This window comes from Microcoleus sp. MON1_C5 (assembly GCF_036701875.1).
Classification (GTDB): Bacteria; Cyanobacteriota; Cyanobacteriia; order Cyanobacteriales; family Microcoleaceae; genus Microcoleus.
Window position 1 is genome coordinate 14,776 of record NZ_JAUBRN010000027.1, and the last position, 16,635, is coordinate 31,410.

Consider the following 16,635-nt stretch of genomic DNA (forward strand, 5'->3'; position numbering starts at 1 on the left):
GATACTAATGATTTCCCGCAGGAGGTAAAGCTGTGAGTTTTAAGAAAATTTTCGCCGCCTTAGATGATTCTGAACTCGGCCACCGCGTCTTCACTCAAGCTTTAGAACTAGCTCTGAGCGATCGCGCCCAGGTGATGCTATTTAACTGCGTTACTGTTAGCACGGTGGGTCAGACAGCAGTGCCAATTCCGGTAGATTTGGGTCTTAATGTCGAGTTAATGGATCAAGCTTATCAAGCTCAACGTTTGCGGCTGGACAGGGAGGTAAAACAGGCTTCGGGTTTGCTGAACAATTACTGCGACGCCGCAGCAAAAAAAGGATTGCAGGTGGAATTTGACTGCAAAATGGACGGAGATCCGGGGCATTGTATCTGTGAATCCGCCGAAAATTGGGGCGCAGATTTAATAGTGTTGGGGAGGCGTGGCCGCACTGGGTTTACAGAAGCTTTTCTCGGCAGCGTCAGCAATTATGTCGTTCACCACGCATCTTGTTCGGTGCTTGTAATCCAGGAAGCCAAAATCCAAAAATAATGCTGGTGAAAATTTTGGCTGAGAAAATCCATCTAAAAGGAGACTTGCGTTCCTACCTAAACCCGGTTTCTGCGAGCAATATTAAATTTGGCGGCGAGGCATCCAAACAGTGAAACCGGTAATCAGCCGTATCGGGCGCAAGTCCCGTAAAATCTAAAATCTAAAATCTAAAATCTAAAATCTAAAATCTAAAATCGGGAATCAGCCGTATCGGGCGCAGGTCCCGTAAAATCTAAAATCTAAAATCTAAAATCTAAAATCGGATGAGTGATTTTTTTTCAGCAGACGCTGCGTCTAATTCGGGTAGTTCACCCAGTACAAATAACGAGCCGCAAACCGCCGATATTTCAGCAATGGCTGGTGATCGTACCAATCCCGATCCGGGGAAGCGCGCCTCTGGGGAAGCGCCTTTAAGGCTGGTAGAAACAGCTTTTTTAGCAAGTACGGCTAGCTTAATTTGGCTGGTAAATTATTACTTTCCGCTGGGGCCTTTGCTGCGGGTTTTTTTCCCGATACCCATCGCCCTAGTTTACTTGCGTTGGGGCAACCGAGCAGCTTGGATGGCAGCTTTGGTATCGGGTTTACTGCTGTCGGTACTCATGGGCCCGACGCGCAGCATTTTATACGTGATGCCTTTTGGAATTATGGGAGTTGCGCTGGGAGGACTTTGGAGGCGTAAAGCGAGTTGGTCACTCTCTATTAGTGTGGGCGCACTAATTGGTACTGTCGGCTTCTTTTTTCGGTTTTGGCTGCTGTCAGCGTTGGTGGGTCAAGATCTATGGGTTTACGTAACCGCCCAGGTAACAGAGATGGTGGAGTGGGTGTTTGTGAAGCTGGGCTGGCTTAATGTACCGAGTTTGAACACAATTGGGGCGATCGCCGCCGGGATGATTTTGGTTAACAATATTGTCTATTTATTTGTAGTGCATTTAGTAGCTTTGCTGCTATTAGATCGTTTGGGAAATCCAATCCCGCGGCCACCAAGCTGGGTGCAAGTTTTGATCGATTATGAAGAGTAGTTATTTGAAGGAAGAGGGAAGAAGGAAGAGGGAAGAAGAATCTCTTTACCAATTATATTATTTCTCTTATGATAACCGTTAGAAATTTTGTAGTGAGGAATTGAGTCCTCAGATTTTTATGAGGACTAAGATTTTCACTACAAACCTCTTTAAGGGCAGATTTTTATGAGGACTAAAATTTTCACTACAAACCTCTTCCATTGCGATCGTGACTGCGGACATGATATGACTAATTTAGCAACCGCCAAGACGGTTAAGGCATTTTAAATCATTGAAACTATTACTAACTACTTCTTTTTTATTATTCCTTCTTCCTTCTGCTATAGCAATCCTTGCAGAAGTCGTAATTTTTTTACCCTACCCCAACCCTCCCCGAACCCGCAGGGAGAAAGTAAGAAATTCACAAATGATGCGAGGATTGCTATATAACTAATAACTAACTATTATGATTGGTATTTATACAAAAGTTGAACAGGGGCAGCGATGGCTCGATCGCTATCGGGGACGAAAACCGATATTTGCCTGCGTGTTAGGATTTACCGCTACTGGCTTAATTCCGGGGATTTCAGCAGCAGGAGCAACCCCGCACGATCGACAATTTACTTGTTTAGCCGATGCAGAATTTTTGTATAACGGCCCCCAACCGTCGCCCCAATATCCTTTGCCGCCCCTAGAAGCGGGCGCGTCGCCGGTACTAATATCTCGCGCTGTAGTCGAAGCTTTGGAACTTCCCCTTTACCTATTTAATGCTGGTTTGCCCCTCCCACCTCCGGTACCTGCAATTGATTTGGGCGGCACTCCGGCAAAGTGTCTGATTTCTGGGAATGCTTTAGAACTCGAAACAGTCAAACATTTGCTCGAACAAGGATTAATTTGGGGAGCTAAATTGGCTGCTCAAACTAATGGCAGCTATTTAATTTTAGGGGAGTGCGTAGTTGGGGGAACGACTACTGCTTTGGGCGTGTTAATGGGTTTGGGTATTGCAGCGGCGGGCAAAGTTAATAGTTCTCATCCTCGCTGCAATCACGCTCAAAAATTGGCTGCGGTGACAGCGGGACTCAAGAATGCTGAGTGGGAAATTGGCGGACAAAACAGCACTCCCCTGGAATTGGTAGCGGCGGTGGGCGATCCGATGCAAATAGCGGTCGCGGCAATGGCGATCGCCGCGAGTCGGACTTGCGGGGTGCTTCTGGCCGGGGGCACGCAAATGCTGGCAGTGTACGCTTTGATGCAAGCCTTAGCCCGTGAATATACTCTAGTATGGCGTCCCGAACAAGTTGCGGTGGGGACTACGCGCTGGGTGGCCGAAGACCCTACAGGAGACACTGTAGGACTTGCTAATCATATCGGCGGTGTGCCTCTGTTAGCGGCGCAGCTAAGTTTTGCGGGATCTCGCTACGGGCAACTGCAAGCTTACGATCGCGGCTATGTTAAGGAAGGTGTCGGTGCGGGAGCCTGTGCGATCGCCAGTGGCCTGACTGCAAATTGGACTCCTCCTCAACTCCTCCAAGCTGTTGAAGCTTTAGCCTCGCGGTGTGAAATTAAACATTAGAGAGTCCTGGAGGCAAAAAACCAGGTTTTTACTGAAAATATGGGGGTTTTGCAGCAACGAATACACTCGCAAACCGGGTTTTTAGTTTTCTGTGCGTCCAGGAATCTTAGGAATTAAACATTAAAAATTCAGATGCGCCGATCGAGCTGCGAACATGGTTGTGCTGCTCACCCAGCTTGCTTTTAGCTGAATAATTATATCACTTTCTGTAGCATTTATGCTCTCATATTTACAGAATTACCTACACAATATCTGGCTTGGATGCAGTATTCCCCCTGCTAATTGCGGGAGATAAAAAACTCTATGCAATGAATCTATAAGTAGACGAGCATAAATCAAAACAACTTGTATTTTTTTTTGATTAGTACCCGATCCCCGCTAGCAATATTTAATTAGGCCCGCCTAGATGTTGCGAGTGCATTCTTTTCGAGAGCAACTGTTCTTCCAAGGCGGCAATTCGATTATAAGCTGCTGTTAGCTGAGCAGTTAAGCGCTGGATTTGAATCTCTGCGCTCAGCTCTTTTTCCAAGCTTTGAGAATTCTTGTCGAAGTAGCTGTCATCTAACAGTATGTCCTTGTGTTCGAGGAGGCCGTCGAGACTGCTGTAGCTTTGATAGGGCGAGGTTTGGTCATTTCCTAGGGTTCCAGAGCGATCGTTTCTCTGTTGCTGGGTCAGCTTCGTGTCCTTGGCAGACTCCAAGAACTTTTCATTGAGGTTTTCTATGAGTTTGTAGAGGGCATCGACTTGTTGGCTCAATACTGTAACTTGCTGGCGGAGCGCTTCCATACAATCATCCTTTGGCTCGTAACTTATATCTTTACATATAAGGTAAATCTTTACATAACTGGGATTTATCACTAAATTATTTAATTTTTGACGTAATTGTTGTGTTCCCAATCCTGACGGTAGATTTAGGGAGCCAGCTTGAAGATAATCGCTCGCCATTCGTGAGTCGATTGTAGATTTTAGATTCTAGGTTTTACACAGTCTGGGACACAAGAACCGGGTTGGTTAACCCCCATACTTCGTTCAAACCTTTAATCAGAGTTAAAACGTCGGGTTTCTGAGAGTCGGATCGCAGAGCGTCCTATTAGATTGAGTTCGCTCTCGCCAGTGCTTTCAGGATTCAGATGAATGGATTTTTAGTTTTTTTAGTTATTAAGCTGTCGCCGATTTAAAAAGGATTTTTTACTTGGGTTGTGTAAAAAGCGTCCTCCAACGGCCGATGGCAGCGCTCTCGTTGTTTCGTTATATTAAAAAATGTAACACAGATGCAGTCGATCGAGCCGGCTGGCGAGCAAAACTGGCTCAAAGGAACTTGGAGCAAAGAAATTAGGCGTTAAGTTGACGGAGTTTTCGGCATCGGAAAGCTCGATCGACAAGGTAGAAGGTAAAATCTGGGCAAGAGTCCAACAGACTCAGACCGCAGCAGAACCGAGTACAATGGCTCTGTGTTTGAGGAAGAAATAAGACAAATCGGCGCCAACTACCGGACTCGACAAACAATTATTTCCCGGGCTGTAGAACACAAAACGATCGGTCAATATTTAGAAAGCGGATTCACAGGTGAAACGAAGGTCTTTGCTATTGGGGGCCGCCACCCTAACTTTAAGTCAATTGGCGGCAGGGTGCGACTCGAAGCCCATTCTCAAAATTCGATCGCTCAAAAACGGTATTCCGGCCCAACTGGTAAGCAAATTTAGCCGCGATGTACAACCGTCTCCGCTTTTGCAGGTAACGCAAGAAGGACAATTAAAAGAATTATTCGCCCTGTTGCAGGAGTGGAAACAGGTTCCCCAATCAAAAAATCAAGCTAACTTGGTGATGTTGGGAGATTACTGGCTGACTTTGGCAATTAGGCAAAAATTGATTAAGCCGATCGATCCTGCTAAGTTTGCTAATTGGCCACAATTGCCAGAAAGATGGCAAAAACTCGTCAGGCGCAACGATGAGGGTAAATTAGATCCTCAAGGTAAAGTGTGGGCTGCACCTTACCGCTGGGGAAGTACGGTAATTGCTTATCGAACCGACAAATTTAAGGCTTTGGGGTGGACTCCGACAGATTGGAAAGACTTGTGGCGATCGGAATTACGCGATCGAATTTCTCTGCCAGACAGTGCCAGAGAAGTTATCGGTTTAACATTAAAAAAACTCGGAAAATCTTACAATACGCAGCAATTAGATCGAGTCCCAAATCTTAAAAAAGAACTCGCAAATCTGCACCAACAAGTTAAACTTTATAGTTCTGACGCTTACCTGCAACCATTAATTTTAGGCGATACTTGGTTGGCAGTAGGTTCCTCTGGGGACTTGCTGCCGCTGCTGCAAACTCAAAAGGATATTGCTTTAGTAATTCCAGTTTCGGGAACTGCACTTTGGACAGATTTGTGGGTAGAACCAGCATCAGGGAATCCAGTTTCTTTAGTGGAAAAATGGATTGATTTTTGCTTGCAGCCTCGGGTTGCTCCTCAATTATCTTTGCTGGCTAAGGCTAGTTCGCCGATAATTGTCGGCATGAAACCCGAGGATTTGCCGGAAGCTGTTCGCACTAATTCTGTGTTGTTGCCAGATGCGAAGATTCTTGCTGCTAGCGACTTTCTGCTGCCGTTTGGGGATGCGGGGATTGCCCAATATCGATCGCTCTGGCAAGAAACTAGGCAAGTAGTGAGAAGTTAAAATGTAGAGTGCGTCAGCTCTTGATTTATCGATTATCCAGAAAATTACTCGCGACTGACGCACCCTACTAAAATCCTTTCACCCTTCCTCGAATACCCGGATTTGAGAGAGATTCTAAATCAATGCGACAGTTAAGCCGATCGCCCTGGCACGAATAAACTGCCAAAGCAGTGCCTTGACGGTTGCAAACTCGCACATTGTAACCGTAATCGTTGGCGACAGTGCCAAAGCGGTTAACAAACTGATAGCGTTCCATATAATCGAGCAAACTCCAAAGTTGGCGGTTGACTATGATTATTACCCAAGTATTGCCGGGATCGACAAACCAGCGATCGAGCAATTTTCCGCCATAGAGTTTTTGAGCTAACCACAGACTCGGCACACTTTTTTCGGTTTGCGAAAGCGGGGGCGGCGGGAAATTAGCAGCGTTGCCAGTCGGGCAGCTCGGCTGCTGGGAATATGCGGCAGATTGTCCCCACAGCAAGGCTCCGAAGCACGCAGAAGCCGCCATAAGGAACAAAAATAAACTTTTTGTCAAAATGCAATTCTTGCGGGGATAAACATCGTATTTCATAATTATTGTTTTATTTTTTATATATTTCCCGTAGGGTCGCATTTTACCAACCATTTATGTCGGAAACTCGCCATCTAGAAAACCCGCCCGCGCACAGCACATAACCTACATCAACCTTACATTTTATTAGAGGCAAAAGATGTACATTGCGATTTTTTGTTGTGTGGGGGCGGGTTTATTAGATTGTTTTTTTTTTCTTTTATTGTTGGTAAAACCCGCCCCTACAGTCATGTTAAAATTCCGAGCGCTTAAACAATGAAGCAGGCAGAAAAGCAGTAAAAGTAGAACCGCAATCTAACTCGCTAGTTACTTCAATATCGCCGCCCATCATCTGACAAAAACGCTGGCTGATAGTCAGGCCCAAACCCGTACCGCCGTACTTGCGAGTAGTTGAATTGTCAGCTTGAGTAAAAGGTTGGAACAGTCGCTCTTGCTGTTCTTGTGTCATGCCGATGCCCGTGTCCGTCACTCGAAAAATTAAAAAGTCTGCATCCAAAATTAACATTTGAGCAACTCTCGGTTGATATTTATTTTTTAATTCTTCACTGGTAATTCTTTCGACACCCAGCACGATCGTCCCATTCGCACAAAACTTAGCAGCATTGCTGAGCAAATTCAGCATTACCTGCCGCACTTTCATCAAATCGCCGTGCATCGCGCCGATATTGTCAGAGATCAATACTTCCAAAGTATTGCCGTTTTTATCCATTAGCGGTTTGATAGTTGTTACCACCTCCTCGATTAAGCCTCCAACATCGAAGCTTTCGAGGTAAATCTCCATCTTGTCAGCTTCAATTTTGGAAATGTCGAGAATGTCGTCAATTAGGTGCAGCAAGTGTTTGCCAGCAGTGCGAATTTTGTCTAAATCCGAGACTACCTCTAAGTTGCCTAACTCTTCGGCATCTTCCACCAGCATATCGCTGTAGCCGATAATCGCGTTGAGGGGAGTGCGTAACTCGTGGCTCATGTTTGCCAGAAAAGCACTCTTGGCGCGGTTGGCGAGTTCTGCTGCTTCTTTGGCCAACTGCCACGCTTCCTCCGCATCTTTGCGTTCGGTGATATCCCGGAGTGTCGCCACTACGGCTTCGACGCTGCCGTCTGTGGCACAAACCGGACTGAGAATGTACTCGTAGTCGCGGGTTCCCCAGTTTGCCGTGGGGACAATTACTTCGCCTTTCTTGGGCTCGGCTGTCGCAAATATGGCGTGGCATTCTTGGTGAACCCGCTGCATAATTGTTGGCGACCAGCCTAATTCCTGCCAGGTTTTGCCAATCATTTCTCTGGGGTTCAGGCCGGCCGCTTGAGCGGCGGTGCGGCTGACATAGGTATATTTTCCCAATCGATCTACTAGAAAAATTAGGTCAAGAGAAGCACCTAGAATGCCGTCAACTGTTCTGGCGTGTCGGGCTACCTGAGCGGTCATTTGTCTGACTGTGATGGCGCCGCGGGCTCTGGCGGCGAGTTCAAACCGCAAGAGTTCGTTGGCTTGTTTGAGGAATAGGGTGCGCTGTTCGACTTCTATTTCTAGTTCTGCTTTGGCTTTTTCTAGGGTGAGTTCGGCAAGTTTGCGATCGCTCACATCTGTAGAAATTGTACCGACTGCATAAGCTTTACCTTCGGAGTTGCAGAGGGGAAATTTCAGAGAAATATAAGTGTGCGGGCCATCGTCTTGAGGGATGATTTCTTCGATGGTTAGGGGCGAGGAGGATTCGAGAACTTTCAGGTCATTTTCTCGCAAAGCTGCTGCTTTGTCTTGGGGAAAAATATCACGGTCGGTTTTCCCTGTTATTTGCTCTTTTGCGATGTCGAACAAATTGTCAAAATGGCGGTTGGTGAGCAGGTATTTTCCGTCAACATCTTTGATGTAAATTACTGCTGTTGAGTTGTCTAAAATCGCTTGCAGCAGTGCTTCGCTCTTTCGCAGGGCTTTTTGAGTGTTTTGGCGATCGAGTATTTCTGGCTGCAATTCCAAGTTGAGGCGATTTAAGTCTTGCCAAGCTTCCTGGACTAGATTTAAGGCTATCTCGCTTTTTTCTAGTTCTGTATGTACCTGCCGCGACTGGTTTGAGATGGAGTTTTCGGGCAATTCTAGGGGTTGGAAAGCGAGCGGGATGTGGGAATTTGCGATCGGGCGTTGGCGAAGCGGTCGAAGAGGATCGCCCGCAATTTTTTTATATCGAAAATCGACGGCTAATTGACCATCTAAACTCGATTTTTTGAATAAATCGGGGAATTCGCCGAAATTTAAATTGTCATAAATTAGATCCAACTTCCGGGGTCGCTGCTGCGGTTCGGCGGTGGAGTTAGATGCCTCATTCCCGTCTGCTGTGGATAAATCTGAGTTTGTGGGTTTGGCAATCCGGCGGGTGACTGCAACTGCCAAGGCGAAGGGGACAACGGCAGCCGCAGACAGTGCCAGCAGCCAGTTATTGCCCCACCCAGTTGCGATCGAGGTTTTGGGGATGAATCGCACTAAAATTGCTGCGGGTTTTCCCGCTAAATTGCCAAGGGACTTGGCAGCTACTGCATAAGTTTGACTGCCTGTTTGTACGTTTCCGGCGACTGGTTTGCCGCCGGCGGCGAGTGCAGATTTCAGCAGCGATTTCTCTGCCAGCAAGTCTGGTAACTGTTGGTTTTTTGTAAATGTTTGCGAACTTGCCAAAACAAATTTGCCGTCAGCCAGCGGTGCGTATATAGCCTGATATCCCCCGCCCTGTAAATTGAGAATTTTGCTGCTAGCAACTACCGACGTTTGGCTGATTATTTTTCCTAATACTAAGGCAGCAATCACTGTCTGAGTTTTTGGATCTTTTACGGGAGTTGCTGCGTAGCGGAGGAGAACAGGGCGATCGCCCTTTCCGGGCGGCAAAGATCCCAATTGTTCCTGAACTTCTGATTTGGCAATGATTTCGGTAGCCGTAATTGGCTGTTTTGCAGCGAATACTCGATCGACTATTTTTTGCAGGTTAAAACTTTTTCCCTTCTGGTTGGAGTTGACGCTAACCACAATCTGCCTGTTTTTTCCCACTAAAGCTGCGCTGTCTATTTCCCCTGTTTTGACTTGATTTTCCAAAATTTGCTTGACTGATTTTCGCAAATCAGATGTTGTTTGTTTACCGCTGTTGTAAGCTAAGGCTGTTTGGGCGATCGTTTTGCTGTCAGAAGAGTTTTGCAAACGGTCGGCGGCGCTATCGAGTTGGAGGTTGTAGTTAATTTCACTAAGGCTCAGTTCGGATTTAGCTTGATTTTGCAGTTGATTGCTTCCAACTGCCGATGTTAGCCAAAGTGCTGCTGCCGTTAGTCCGACGGGCAAGATTGTTTGTAAAGTCAGCAGTCCGATTAGCTGTTTTCTGGTAACCGATAAGTTGTAGGTACACGGCTTGAAAGCTGCTTTCAATCTTCTTTCGGAAGTCGCCACTTTAGTTTGCGGCAGACAATTTGGCTGGCTGTCGTTTAACTGAGTATGAGCCATAGTAGTAAATACGGGATCGGTTTTAGATGACAGGCCATCAATTAATCGGGAAGGGAATCAAGGTGAGATTTGAGATTTGAGATTTTAGACTTCGGCGTGAGCGCTCAGTCGAACGATTTTATATTTTATATCGAGTTCGCTTAATCACTCATCATAAAATTGTTAGCTCTCGCCGGGGGCAATAAAGCAAGAAAATGACTGGGATATTTTTAAATAAATCAATTTCTCGGTGTTCAATCAGATTGTCTTATTTAGTTGTTTTTCCATATACTGTCGGCTCCTATTTAAAGTTTGTTGCGAGCAGACAGGGGACATGGGTGTCAACTTCAGACTAAAACCATTTGTATCTCTCGTTTATAGCCGAGTCTCGCTCCCCGTAAATCCCCCTTAAGAAGGGGGACTTTGACGCTCTTGTCCCTGGGGGGTTAGGGGGGATCAGGAAGACTATGAACTCAAACAGTAGATTGGTACAACATAAGACGTTAAGTGGACACCAATGCCTGCAGACAGTCCGCAAGCTAAGTAGTTTTTCGATCGACTCTAGAGTAAATTCACTTAAACCAAAGTTTAACGTAATTATTGCAACACTTAGATACGCTCGATGGCCTTTTCCCTTCATCACCTTTTTTTCAATCCCACAACCGCCTGCCTGCTTTGCCGCCCAGTCGCTGGTGAGTATCTTTGAGGAGGCTGGGGATGTCTAACTCTTCGGGACACCGGGGCAAACATTCGCCACAATCGGTGCAGCGGTTGCCTTTGCTGCCGGGAAACCAGTGTCCGGCATTTTCAAACATGGCGTAGCGGTATTTGCCAAAGTCAGTCATGTCGCACCCAACGGCGAGATTGCGAAGTCGCAATACTTCGGGAATGTTGATGTTTTCCGGGCAAGGCAAACAGGCATAGCACTGGCTGCATTTGTCGGTTTTCAAAGTGGCTGCAATAGCCGATTCTAGCCGATCGAACGCAGCGAGTTCGGCGTGGGTGAGGGGAAAGTCGCGATCGGCATATTTCAGAGGTTGCTCTAATTCGGTCGCATTTGCAGCCCCCACACTCAGAGTCCCAATCCTAGTATCGCTGAGTAAAAATCGATAGTTCAACTCTAAAGGCGAGAAAGGCGAGCACAATTGTGCGAGAGTTTCCGGAGGCGTGTAGAGTTGCCCTCCTTTATCGGCTGGGGAAATGATGAAAACGCCCATATCTTTGTGCTTGGCGAGTTCAATTGCCGGGGCGTTGCGCTGAAAAAAATAGTAATAATGCAGATTGACAAATTCAAACAAATCTGTATTTATTGCAGCCAAAATCAGATCCAGAGGCCCGTGAGTCGAAAAGCCGACGTGCCGAATGCGACCATCAGCCAGGGCTTTACGTACAGCTTCCATGCAGCCTGTGGGCGATCGCACCCAAGCCAAATGTTCCCAAGTATTCAAACCGTGAATTGCCAGACAATCGATATAGTCTAAATTCAGGCGTTTGAGGGATGCGTCGATGCAGCGTTCCATGGCTGCTGCATCCTCCGTTGGGGAAATTTTTGTAGTGACGTGGAGGCGCGATCGATCGACAGACAAACCAGCCGAAAGGGCCGCGCCAAGATATTCCTCGCTGCAACCGTAACCAGCCGCAGTTTCCAGGTGATTGATTCCCTGAGACACCGCCTGTTGTACAGTCTGACAGGCAGTTTCCTCAGAAGCCAAATAGCGCATGGTTCCCAAGGAAAATACCGACAGGTGCAACTCCGTTTTGCCAAACCGTCGATAGCGCATAAATGTCAGGAAGTTTCGCCCGGGCTGAAGCCGCTTCTCTTGATCAAATCCTCTGGACGGAGGTTTGAGATAAATTCCCGGAAGGCCCGGCGTTCGGCCTCATCAGCATCTCGATCGACCGGTATCGAAGCATCGGCGACGACTTCTTCCATCACCCAGATGGGGCAGTTCGTTCGCAGGGCTAGGGCGATCGCGTCGCTAGGTCGGGCATCGATCTCTTTTTTAACTTCTCCCTGACGGACGATCAGGACGGCATAAAACGTGTTATCTTGCAGCGAGTGAATAACTATGCGCTCCAAGGTAAGACTCCATGCCTCTAAGAAATTGACCATCAGATCGTGAGTTAAGGGCCGAGGAGGTTTGTGCCCTTCGATCGCGCTAATAATAGCCTTTGCTTGCTCCTGACCGATATAAATAGGCAAAGCCCGTCGCTCAGTAGCGTCTCTCAATAAGACAATAGGACTGCGCGTGGCTGCATCTAAGGCAATTCCAGCGACTTTCATTTCAATCATTCGATCGGCCTCATAGAATTAAGAAACTGTAAGGCAGTAGAGAACTTGGACATAAAGATCACCTAAATCCAGTATGACTTGATCTTCGCCTGAATCTGCAACAGATCTGGGACTGTCGATTTTAGATTTTAGATTGACTCCAGGGGACAGGGGGACGGCAAAACCTCCTGTCTCTGGTTTGTCCCTATGGTTTGATGTAAATAAGCGATCGACTACGGAAAAATACTTATGTTTACAGGACTAATTCAATCTCTCGGAAAGCTGAAGTCGCTAGGCAACGATTATTTCCAAATTTCCTGCACATCAAACAACTCCTACCCAATTTTACAAGATTTAGCCATTGGGGACAGCGTAGCCGTGGATGGAGTCTGTTTAACGGTAGTGGAAGTTCTGCCGCAAGGTTTTGTCGCCGTCGCTTCCCCAGAAACCCTCCGCCGCACAACTCTGGGATCATTCCCCGATGCTTTGGTGAACCTAGAAACCTCCCTGCGCGCCGGTAGCAAATTGGGGGGACATTTTGTGACGGGGCACGTAGATGCGATCGGCACTTTAGCAACATCAACCCAAACCGCCAACGCTTGGGAGATGCGGTTTACTGCCCCACCAGCAGCAAATTCGGGATGGCAACGTCAAATCGCACCTTACATCGTTTCCAAGGGCAGTATCGCCGTCAACGGCATCAGCTTAACCGTGGCAGATTGCGATGCTGACGGCAATTGGTTTGAAGTTGCTGTCATTCCCCACAGTTTTGGTGAGACAAACCTCAGCTATTTGCAACCAGGAAGTTTAGTAAACTTAGAAGCAGATATTCTGGGCAAATATGTCGCCAAATTTCTCCGCAGCGGCTCAAAATCCCACCCCGAACCGTGGGAAGAAACCCCCACAATCAACAGTTTGGGAACAATTACACCAGAATTCTTAGCAGAACACGGATTTATCTAATCTGTGGGTACGCACCGCGCACCTTGCTAATATCTGAGATCTTACACCCTCCTCAATCAGCCCTTTACGCGCGGGTTATCCTGCCAACCCCACAAGAAAACTCACTCTTTGTGGAACAGGCAGGTGAGCCGGTTTTTGATTTGTATAAGGCCTCAGCAGCGAATTAATTATATCAATAATTGACTGTTCAAAGCAGAGGCACCCCACTAACTCTTAATTCTCTCTCTGCGCTCTCTGCGCTCTCTGCGGTTCATTAATAAAAATCTATTCCTCAACAAAATTGTTTTTCTCCCAAAACAATCCCGCAGCAATTCCTGCCTGAGAAACTAAAAACAATGCAGCAATTAATAGCTTTTGAAAGCCCGGTGCGTGGAAAAATGGATAAGTTAGCAAATTCAGATAAAATGACGGATGTTGTAGTTTCCCATTAGCCCCGCGTTTCGAGATAATTTGCTGAAACAAAAAAGCACCTCTACCATAATTGAATTGTTGTTTCCAAAATTTGCGAAGAGTTAGTGCATGGAAGTGATAGACTATAACTTCGGGAGCATAAATTGCGGCATTGCCCGAATGGAACCACCGATCGCAAAATTCCCGGTCTTCTCCAGCCGCTAGAGAAAAAGTCGTGTCAAAGCCGCCGATTTTTTGGAAAGCCTCAGCGGGAAGGGCAAAATTGTTAGAAGTGAAAAATTGCGCGCGATCGCCAATAGCATTATAGTAACTGTAAAGGTAATCGATGAGTTGCTGGCTGGCAGTAGAATAGATGTTATCCGGCAGCGCGTTTACAGTTCGACCTCCGATTAAGCAATCTGGTGTTTCCACAAATCGCTTTTCCAGATTTTGCAGCCAATCTACCCCCACAGTACAGTCATCGTCTGTAAACACTAAAAATTTGCCTTCTGCGGCAAAAGATCCAGTATTTCGCGCCGTTGCAGGGCCGGAGTTGGGTTGTGTCAGAAGTGTGATATTTAGCTGATTTTGAAAAGGCGAAATTGTATTTTCTACAGAAATTTCGGTGCTATCGTTGACCACGATAACTTGAAATTTATCGCGGGGATATTCAATTTCAACAAAAGACTGAAGACACGCCGCTAATTTATCGGGTCGATTGTAGGTCGGAACAATAATTGAAAATAGAGTTTTAGCTTGGTTCATGGTAACTAATAACTTTTAATTTTTCAAGCGATATAGCACCGACTCAGTATTAAAATCTTTACCGAAAACTGGTTGCAGCGGGCCCTGGCCACTTGTCAGCCAAGATAGAGCTTTCCTAGTAGCTGCGTCTGTCCCAGTCAGGGGCCCGAATCCCACAGTCCTAATTTTATTTTGCCGCAGGTTGTCAATCCATGCCGAAAGTCGATCGGTTCTAAACGGCACATATAAAACTTGTCTGTCCAAATTTCTCCCGTAAAACAGGTAGCTGCGCGAACTTAAAAAGAAGCCTATTCTTTCATCGGGTACTGTATTTTTATCAATATATTCGTAAATACCACGATACAGCTCTGTGCGTGCAAAATCTCGCTTTTCCCTCCAATGACCAATTAGTATCAATCCTATACAGACACCCATTATCACTATGTAAATCGATTTTTTGCGGGTGGGAAATAGATGATTCAGCCATCCGAAGCCAGGATTCATTTTCCACAATATCGCAGCCAACGTCACTGACACAAGATAAAATATCGGATCGGGTAATATATCTTGCCAAATGGGGCGTAATATTTTTACGATACTATTAATACCTTCTACTGGATTAGACTTAAAATTGTCAATCAACAAACTCCCCCAAACAATACTATCTCCGGTGAAAGAAGCATTTTTAATATTATCAAAAATTGTGTTGCTAGTAATTCCTAAAAAACCACTAACCACAACCACTGCCAGAACAACTTGATTTTGAGTTCTCAAGAGAGTTGCTGTAGCTGCTGCGGCGATGGCGAGTACGTTTAAAAAAGGAAATCCGTATCTGAGGTTAAAACCGAGTATAGGGCTGAGTTGACCGATCGACTCTCCGACAGTACCGGAGGTGTAAGGTGTAATTAAATACAGAATTCCTGTACTGGCGAGAAGTACAATTAAAATAATATTATTTTGATTAATTTTTCTGGTTTTACTCTGGATAAAAGCCAGAGGCGCTGCCAATACCTGAAGCGCGATCGCCAGAAATGGCAGTTGCAATCTAATGATAATTTGTAAGCCGACAGTTTGCCAGTGGGAAATATTGCTGGGATTAAATTGAGCTGCTAAAGTGCTTTGCCAAATCTTTAGAATTGGCGAAGCGGGCGGCTGCTGTACCGGAGGTAGTGGTGCAGGTATGGGAGACGGTAAGGGAACAGGCTCTAAGGGAATTTTAATATCGCCGACTTCGCTGACGGGATAATTGATGTGCAGCAAGTTTCTCGCATACCAAAAACCTCCTAAAAGCAAGCAACAAGCTATGCCGCACAGTAACACTGGTTTGAGAAAGTGGCGAATTCCAAAATTAGCTGGTGTAGATTTTTTATTAACCGCGAATCTTTTAATTTCTAATATTGCTAATCCTCCTAAAAGTGAGGCTGCATAGACTATTCCCGTGATTTTTATTCCGCCTAGCATTCCTGTGGCTGCCAAAAATAGGGAAAGTTCGGATTGCGATCTGCTGCTATGGTAGGATAAACCAAAATATAAACCGACTGTAAATATTGCAGCTAGCGGTAAGTCTGGGTGAATGGTGTTAACTTGGTTGAGCATCATCGGTACTGTCAATACTAAAGATGCTGCTGCCATACCGTGAATTCGCCTTGCTCCAAATTTTACGCTTAAGAGATAGACTGCAATTCCCTCCAGTACCCACGCAATTAGCAGGGGAAAAGCTGCTAGAAAATCTTCTCCGAAGGGAAGCACACATAAAGCAGATAAAACGTGCCAATTGTAAGGATATACTCGGGCTTGTTCTTGTTCAAAAATCCAATTTCCCGCAGCATCTAATAATGTAAATGAATGGGTTTGATACCATCGGGCGATCGCAGGTAGGTGAAACCACAATGAATCATAATTGGTTGTGGGTTTGCTTGCGAGAGTTTTTAACAGCAAAAATCCTGCAACAGCGGTGGCAAAAATAATTAGGAATTCTGAGGGGCCCAAAGGTTGCTTGAGTTGGGGAATCGGCCACTGCGAGAAGGTAAAAGTTTTGTGGTTTTTTGTATAAATCAGGATGAAGCAGATCGCACAAATCAAAATTTCTGCTATAATCACCGCAGCAATATTTAGTCGATCGGCGCTTCCTAAAATCAAGCCCATACAAACTTGTGCAATACTCCATCCCGTCACGAGTACGAGGAGAAAATGGGGAAATGAATACTTATTGTTTTCTTTCTGATTCTCGAAGGCAAGAGACAAGCTTAAGGGAATCGGGCCGACTATAATAATCAGAAATAAAATTAATTCCCACAAATGCTGCGCTATTAGCATAAGCTGCAAGTTACCCTTTTTTATCAGTTTTTCCTCGTTGCCCAAAAGAGCGTGGTAACGACGAAAAACAACGAGTTCGCGTGCTGGTTGCACAAAACATTAATTTTCTTGTGGGGTGCGCTTTTCGACCGTTCCACAAGAAAATTA

Annotated in this window: 12 protein-coding genes; 5 read left to right on the forward strand and 7 right to left on the reverse strand. The window is 45.9% G+C overall.

The genetic code is table 11. The features are described from left to right. Window positions 1-32 precede the first annotated feature (32 nt). The 3 genes from QUA71_RS14930 to cobT all read left to right on the forward strand — a co-directional run bounded on the left by QUA71_RS14930 (window position 33) and on the right by cobT (window position 3,101). On the forward strand, window positions 33-530 hold the full coding sequence (locus QUA71_RS14930) for a universal stress protein (protein ID WP_333286051.1): 498 nt from the start codon (window positions 33-35) through the stop codon (window positions 528-530). 263 nt (window positions 531-793) lie between these two features. Beyond that, the gene (locus QUA71_RS14935; protein ID WP_190663939.1) at window positions 794-1,549 is read left to right on the forward strand and encodes a DUF2232 domain-containing protein; all 756 of its coding nucleotides are present in this window, start codon (window positions 794-796) and stop codon (window positions 1,547-1,549) included. Window positions 1,550-1,994: 445 nt separating this feature from the next. Continuing rightward, complete coding sequence (gene cobT / locus QUA71_RS14940; protein WP_333286053.1) at window positions 1,995-3,101, forward strand: nicotinate mononucleotide-dependent phosphoribosyltransferase CobT; 1,107 nt, start codon at window positions 1,995-1,997, stop codon at window positions 3,099-3,101. Between the two features lie 388 nt (window positions 3,102-3,489). Here the strand turns inward: cobT and QUA71_RS14945 are convergent, their stop codons facing one another. Then, window positions 3,490-3,888 carry a hypothetical protein gene (locus QUA71_RS14945; protein ID WP_039887923.1) on the reverse strand — a complete coding sequence of 133 codons (399 nt, stop codon included), beginning with the start codon at window positions 3,886-3,888 and terminating at the stop codon, window positions 3,490-3,492. A gap of 780 nt (window positions 3,889-4,668) precedes the next feature. Between QUA71_RS14945 and QUA71_RS14950 the strand changes: the two genes are divergently transcribed. Continuing rightward, complete coding sequence (locus QUA71_RS14950; RefSeq protein WP_333286055.1) at window positions 4,669-5,778, forward strand: extracellular solute-binding protein; 1,110 nt, start codon at window positions 4,669-4,671, stop codon at window positions 5,776-5,778. Window positions 5,779-5,845: 67 nt separating this feature from the next. Here QUA71_RS14950 and QUA71_RS14955 read toward each other — a convergent pair whose 3' ends face one another. The 4 genes from QUA71_RS14955 to QUA71_RS14970 form a co-directional block, all read right to left on the reverse strand. Continuing rightward, complete coding sequence (locus QUA71_RS14955) at window positions 5,846-6,352, reverse strand: hypothetical protein (protein ID WP_333286057.1); 507 nt, start codon at window positions 6,350-6,352, stop codon at window positions 5,846-5,848. A gap of 232 nt (window positions 6,353-6,584) precedes the next feature. Beyond that, window positions 6,585-9,824 (reverse strand): PAS domain-containing protein, encoded by a 3,240-nt coding sequence (locus QUA71_RS14960; RefSeq protein ID WP_333286059.1) that lies wholly within the window; start codon window positions 9,822-9,824, stop codon window positions 6,585-6,587. 629 nt (window positions 9,825-10,453) lie between these two features. Next, window positions 10,454-11,584: an aldo/keto reductase gene (locus tag QUA71_RS14965; protein WP_333286061.1), complete on the reverse strand. Its 1,131-nt coding sequence runs from the start codon at window positions 11,582-11,584 to the stop codon at window positions 10,454-10,456. Between the two features lie 5 nt (window positions 11,585-11,589). Beyond that, the gene (locus QUA71_RS14970; protein ID WP_006635481.1) at window positions 11,590-12,096 is read right to left on the reverse strand and encodes a bifunctional nuclease family protein; all 507 of its coding nucleotides are present in this window, start codon (window positions 12,094-12,096) and stop codon (window positions 11,590-11,592) included. Window positions 12,097-12,324: 228 nt separating this feature from the next. Between QUA71_RS14970 and ribE the strand changes: the two genes are divergently transcribed. Then, entirely contained in the window at window positions 12,325-13,038 is a 714-nt protein-coding gene (gene ribE / locus QUA71_RS14975; RefSeq protein ID WP_333286063.1) for a riboflavin synthase, read from the forward strand. A gap of 264 nt (window positions 13,039-13,302) precedes the next feature. Here the strand turns inward: ribE and QUA71_RS14980 are convergent, their stop codons facing one another. Together QUA71_RS14980 and QUA71_RS14985 are read right to left on the reverse strand one after the other, a co-directional pair. Continuing rightward, window positions 13,303-14,193 (reverse strand): glycosyltransferase, encoded by an 891-nt coding sequence (locus tag QUA71_RS14980; RefSeq protein ID WP_333286065.1) that lies wholly within the window; start codon window positions 14,191-14,193, stop codon window positions 13,303-13,305. A 15-nt stretch (window positions 14,194-14,208) separates the two neighbouring features. Next, a complete protein-coding gene (locus QUA71_RS14985; protein ID WP_333286067.1) occupies window positions 14,209-16,581 on the reverse strand; it encodes a hypothetical protein in 2,373 nt (790 codons plus the stop codon). Window positions 16,582-16,635: the final 54 nt, after the last annotated feature.

Bases quoted from the DNA above. Each gene is read 5' to 3' on its own strand.
- QUA71_RS14935 (WP_190663939.1), top strand. From the start codon at position 794: ATGAGTGATTTTTTTTCAGCAGACGCTGCGTCTAATTCGGGTAGTTCA.
- cobT (WP_333286053.1), top strand. From the start codon at position 1,995: ATGATTGGTATTTATACAAAAGTTGAACAGGGGCAGCGATGGCTCGAT.
- QUA71_RS14945 (WP_039887923.1), bottom strand. From the start codon at position 3,888: ATGGAAGCGCTCCGCCAGCAAGTTACAGTATTGAGCCAACAAGTCGAT.
- QUA71_RS14955 (WP_333286057.1), bottom strand. From the start codon at position 6,352: ATGAAATACGATGTTTATCCCCGCAAGAATTGCATTTTGACAAAAAGT.
- QUA71_RS14960 (WP_333286059.1), bottom strand. From the start codon at position 9,824: ATGGCTCATACTCAGTTAAACGACAGCCAGCCAAATTGTCTGCCGCAA.
- QUA71_RS14965 (WP_333286061.1), bottom strand. From the start codon at position 11,584: ATGCGCTATCGACGGTTTGGCAAAACGGAGTTGCACCTGTCGGTATTT.
- QUA71_RS14970 (WP_006635481.1), bottom strand. From the start codon at position 12,096: ATGATTGAAATGAAAGTCGCTGGAATTGCCTTAGATGCAGCCACGCGC.
- ribE (WP_333286063.1), top strand. From the start codon at position 12,325: ATGTTTACAGGACTAATTCAATCTCTCGGAAAGCTGAAGTCGCTAGGC.
- QUA71_RS14980 (WP_333286065.1), bottom strand. From the start codon at position 14,193: ATGAACCAAGCTAAAACTCTATTTTCAATTATTGTTCCGACCTACAAT.